Source organism: Escherichia sp. XD33 (assembly GCF_019375075.1).
GTDB classification, from domain to species: domain Bacteria; phylum Pseudomonadota; class Gammaproteobacteria; order Enterobacterales; family Enterobacteriaceae; genus Enterobacter; species Enterobacter flexneri_A.
On the sequence record NZ_JAENDM010000105.1, the window covers coordinates 1 to 5,261 of the forward strand.

Sequence of the window (5,261 nt, forward strand, 5' to 3'; positions counted from 1 at the left end):
AAATCAGCCACGAAGAGACGATTTTGGGCTGAAAATTGGAAAATTGAGCCACAGGACGTCGATAAAGGACGGTTTGGGGCGTCATATCGGGAGCTGCGGACCACTTAATCGCAACTTCCCTAGTACTAGGAACACGCGGGAAATCTTGGAGCCAGTACGTAGATTATGGTAAAATCCCGCGCCCCGTTCTGCGGGGAGCAATAAATGCCTCAAAAGGATACATTGGGGGGACTGAAAGGAGGTCTTTATGTCAGAACTAGTCATGAAGATGTTTGGGCTGAATGATTTGGTCAAAGGCGGACAAGCCATGGCCGATCGTTTGAACAAATCTGGTGTTAAAAACATCAAGGTCGTAGGGCGTGGTGCAGTTATTGTAGACCCATCTACTGACCCAGAAAAAATCACTCAGCTTAGGAAAGCAGCTAGAAAATTCGTCGAGCAGGATGCAAAAGCTGTTGCAGCCGCTAAAGCTAACTCAATGGACAATGACGACTAACAAATGTTTGCATTGCTGATCATTCCACTTTTAGTAAGTGGATCCTTACTGGTTACATCGCCCCATAACATCAAATTATTCTATCGACTCCACCGTTACGACGGCCAGCTTCTCTATATGAAGGTGGCCACGTACGGTGTGTACTCGTTCATTGTTGCAGTCGTGCTGGCGTATGCAACCAAGTACTTTATACCAAGCCTTACACTGGTCACATGGGTATCACATCTTATTGATGGTAGTGCAGACCCTAAAGAAAACAGGATAACATCATGGCTCATCCTGCTATCAGTGGCGACTTGTGGAGTTGCTTTTATTTGGTTGCAGATATGCAAATTTCGTATGTTTGTGGCAGCAAAAACTATTAGTTCTGCATCCAATAATGCAATTTCTATCAATTTCGCAAAGCAACTAATCAGGCTTAATGAGTTGGAAAAACTGTTGTCTGATGGCTCACTTGGTCAGCTATTCTTTGATTCAGCGACTACAAACAGACCGGTACTGATAAGCCTGAAATGCCGCAAAGTATATGTCGGAACAGTTAACATGATTAGTGAGCCAAACGAAAAACAAGGCCCTAACCTTGAAATTTCTATTAGCCCAATCATATCTGGTTACAGGGACAAGGACACACTAAGGGTCCTGTTTTCAAATGATTACAACGATCTTGATGGAGTTGATACCAGTATCATATTTCCATTAAGTGAGGTTTCGCATGCTTCTTGGTTCAATATGGATATACATGAAAAAGTAGACAATAACCGAGAGAAGAAACCAGAAACAAACCGCAAGAAAAAACGTAAATATGGCAGGACTACGAATTGATAGTAAAATATCCGCAAAAGAGCCGTAAGAACCAACTTTAAATTTTATTCGTTATAAATCAACGCATTGCAAATATTCGGACACGGGTTCAACTCCCGCCAGCTCCACCAAATATTGATGTACTGAAGTTCAGTAAAGTCTACTAAGCCCGCACAGCACAAGCTCTGCGGGCTTTTTTACGTCTATTGTAGTCTAGTGAGAATTGCTGAGAACTACGAGTTATGGCACCCTGAATGGGACCCACGAAGATGGGTCCTAAAATCGAGGGTCCCAAACATGGCCAAAATCGCTAAGAAGCTCACTGACACTGAAATCAAAAGCACCAAACCTGCCGAAAAAGAGGTTAACCTTTTTGACGGCGATGGTTTGCTGTTGCGAATCGCTCCCCTGGCGAAGGGAGGGAAGAAAAATTGGTATTTCAGATATGCAGTGCCTGTGACCAAAAAGCGAACTAAGGTGAGCTTAGGAACCTATCCTCACCTTACACTTGCGAAGGCACGAGCTTTACGTGATGAATACTTGTCGTTGCTTACAAATGGTATAGACCCCCAAGTTCATAACAACCAAAAAGCCAATGCACTGAAAGATGCCACGGAACATACATTTCAAGCAGTAGCCAAGAAGTGGCTTGATGAGAAAGTCAAAACGTCAGGCATCTCCCAAGATCATGCTAACGACATCTGGCGAAGCCTAGAGAGAAATATCTTTTCCACATTGGGTGATACCCCAATTAAGGAGATTCGCCCTAAAATGCTTAAACAGCATTTAGAACCCATAGAAAAACGAGGTGTCCTTGAAACACTTCGCCGCATCATATCCCGCCTGAATGAAATTTTCCGCTATGCAGCAACAGAAGAACTCATAGAATTCAACCCGGCAGACAACCTGGGGCAACGGTTCAGCAAGCCAAAAAAACAGAATATGCCAGCATTACCCCCTTCCGAACTCCCTCGCTTCTTGGTTGCTCTAAACAATGCTTCTATCCGTTTGGAAACAAGGCTACTGATTGAGTGGCAACTTCTCACATGGGTTCGCCCAGGTGAAGCTGTTCGCACAAGATGGTCAGATATTGATATTGAAACTGGCATGTGGAACATCCCGGCGGAGTTTATGAAAATGAAGAAGCCTCACAAAGTTCCACTGAGCAAAGAAGCTTTGCGAGTTTTGGATTTAATGAAAGTCATCAGCGGGCATAGAGAGTGGGTGTTCCCCAGTATCAAAGCTCCACTCAATCACATGCATGAACAAACAGCTAATGCGGCCATAATCCGTATGGGTTTCGGAGGTGAGCTTGTAGCTCACGGTATGCGATCCATTGCTAGAACGGCTGCTGAGGAGTCTGGCAAGTTTAGGACTGATGTCTTAGAAGCCGCCCTTGCCCACTCGAAGAAAGATGAAATAATTGCAGCCTACAATCGTGCAGAGTATCTCACTGAACGGGTGGTTCTCATGCAATGGTGGAGTGACTATGTTTCGTCTCAAAAATGCAAAGTTATTGCCGCATAACTCTCCCATGATGGATTAACTATCTTGATTTAGTTAAAGAATTAATAATCACACCATTAACCTATGTGGACTAAGCATAGCCATTTACAAATGGGGACATTGAGTCCACATAACGAAAGCTGTCGGTCATATCAGCTAAATAATTCACATCTCTTCTCGATTATCATACACCTCGAAGATCTACCAAATTCGCTCTAATCAATGATAAAACAGTTGAATTCGGTTAAAATTTGATCAATTTTATCCACTACATTGTATTGAATCATCCATGAGGTTTCGTGCATGGCTAGCGAAAATGAAAAAAATCATAGAGTTAGGGTCGCGCAGTACTTGAGGATGTCTACCGACCATCAGCAATATTCTTTACATAATCAGTCCGAATATATCAAAGATTATGCTGAAAAGAACAATATGGAAATCGCTTATACCTACGATGATGCAGGTAAGAGCGGAGTCAGTATCGTAGGCAGGCATTCTTTGCAGCAGTTACTTAGCGATGTAGAACAAAAGAAAATAGATATACAGGCTGTATTATTTTATGATGTGAGCCGTTTTGGTCGTTTTCAAAATAGTGATGAAGCGGCATATTATTCCTTTCTATTTGAGAGAAATGGTGTAGATCTTATATATTGTTCCGAACCTATACCCACTAAAGATTTCCCTTTAGAGTCCTCTGTTATACTGAATATAAAAAGATCTAGTGCTGCATATCACAGCAGGAATCTATCTGAAAAGGTATTTATAGGGCAAGTAAATTTAATAAAGCTTGGTTATCATCAAGGCGGTATGGCTGGTTATGGGCTGAGACGTCTTTTAGTAGACGAAAATGGCATAGCTAAAGAAATATTGAGTTTCCGCAAAAGAAAGAGTATTCAAACAGATAGGGTAATATTAATTCCGGGACCAAAAAATGAAATAAAAATTGTAAATAGAATATATGATCTCTTTATAGATAATAACGTCCCAGAATTCATTATTGCTGAGAGATTAAATGAACAGAACATACCTGCAGAAAATGGAACATTATGGACTCGTGCAAAAATACATCAAATTTTGACAAATGAAAAATATATTGGAAACAACATATATAACAAAACCTCATCTAAATTAAAAAGTAGGCTTGTAAAAAACCCCAAACATGAATGGGTTAGATGTGACAAGGCATATAAACCTATTATTTCAAAGAAAAAATACAATAAAGCTCAAGAAATAATTCAGCTCCGATCCATTCATTTGACTAATGAAGATCTATTAGAAAAACTAAAACAAAAATTAGAATCTAATGGAAAACTATCAGGCTTTATCATTGATGAAGATGATACAGGCCCTTCATCTTCTGTTTATAGAACCCGATTTGGTGGTCTTTTAAGAGCATATACTTTGATTGGTTATAAGCCAGAACATGATTACAGCTATCTCAAAATAAATGAAGCACTAAGATCATTTTACTCAGAGATAATTGAGGATTTTAAGGGTGAAATTTTAAAAAGTAACTGTCATATAGACGAGTATAAATATGCCCCAATGCTTTACATCAATGATGAGTTTTTAATTTCCGTCCTTGTTACTAAATGCATACATATGAAATCAGGTAAACTTAGATGGAAAGTCCGGTTTGATAACTCACAGAAAGCAGACATAACAATTGTTATACGAATGAATTCACAAAATATTTCACCTCTTGATTTTTATATCATACCAAAGATTGAAAACGAATATAATAAAATGTGCATGACGGAAACAAACAACATTCGATTAGATCTCTATAGATTTGATAATCTTGATAAACTTCTACAAATTATTACTCGCATGAAAGTGAGGGAACTATATGCTGCCTGAAAAAAATGAATTCCCAATAATTCAAATTGAGATTGCAAAAATAAAATTTCTTAACCCACGAACAAGAAATAAGGTAGTGCATGAAGAAATAAAGGAAAGCATAAAAAAAAGAGGATTAAGCAAGCCTATAAGCGTAAGAGCTATTGATGAAGGCGATTTCAAATATGCTTTAATTTGTGGTCAAGGGAGAATAGAGGCTCTCGTTGCATTAGGTGAAACTATTATTCCAGCAATTATAAGAGATGTATCAGAAGAAGATGCTTACGTTATGAGTTTAGTTGAAAACATTGCAAGGAGAAGACCACGTTCTAATGAGTTATTACAGGTGATTAAAGACATGAAAATCAGAGGACTTTCAGGTAATGACTCCAACTTATTGATAGTGTTTTATGTTCAGATAATGCCCGATGACTTTGTCATGCAGCTCCACCGATTTTGAGAACGACAGTGACTTCCGTCCCAGCCTTGCCAGATGTTGTCTCAGATTCAGGTTATGCCGCTCAATTCGCTGAGTGTAACGCTTGCTGATTACGTGCAGCTTTCCCTTCAGGCGGGATTCATACAGCGGCCAGCCATCCGTCATCCATACCACGACCTC

5 protein-coding genes and 1 pseudogene are annotated in these 5,261 nt (G+C 39.8%); 5 read left to right on the forward strand and 1 reads right to left on the reverse strand.

Features of this window, described 5'->3' with window-relative positions:
• Nucleotides 1–247 precede the first annotated feature (247 nt).
• The 5 genes and pseudogenes from K0778_RS24715 to K0778_RS24735 form a co-directional block, all read left to right on the forward strand.
• Nucleotides 248–496, forward strand: a complete 249-nt coding sequence (locus K0778_RS24715; RefSeq protein WP_001293201.1) for a hypothetical protein — start codon at nucleotides 248–250, stop codon at nucleotides 494–496.
• A 3-nt stretch (nucleotides 497–499) separates the two neighbouring features.
• Nucleotides 500–1,318, forward strand: coding sequence for a hypothetical protein (locus K0778_RS24720; RefSeq protein WP_000457798.1), 819 nt, complete (start codon nucleotides 500–502; stop codon nucleotides 1,316–1,318).
• A 276-nt stretch (nucleotides 1,319–1,594) separates the two neighbouring features.
• Nucleotides 1,595–2,824: an integrase domain-containing protein gene (locus K0778_RS24725; RefSeq protein ID WP_001062342.1), complete on the forward strand. Its 1,230-nt coding sequence runs from the start codon at nucleotides 1,595–1,597 to the stop codon at nucleotides 2,822–2,824.
• A gap of 282 nt (nucleotides 2,825–3,106) precedes the next feature.
• Complete coding sequence (locus K0778_RS24730; RefSeq protein ID WP_025297248.1) at nucleotides 3,107–4,663, forward strand: recombinase family protein; 1,557 nt, start codon at nucleotides 3,107–3,109, stop codon at nucleotides 4,661–4,663.
• A pseudogene (locus tag K0778_RS24735) lies at nucleotides 4,653–5,030 on the forward strand (ParB/RepB/Spo0J family partition protein); the annotation flags it as partial. The gene K0778_RS24730 and the pseudogene K0778_RS24735, both read left to right, overlap by 11 nt.
• A 6-nt stretch (nucleotides 5,031–5,036) precedes the next feature.
• On the opposite strand, the gene K0778_RS24740 reads toward K0778_RS24735, so the two are convergent.
• Nucleotides 5,037–5,261: IS1 family transposase (locus K0778_RS24740; RefSeq protein WP_024169623.1), on the reverse strand; the 225-nt coding region annotated here is incomplete at its 5' end.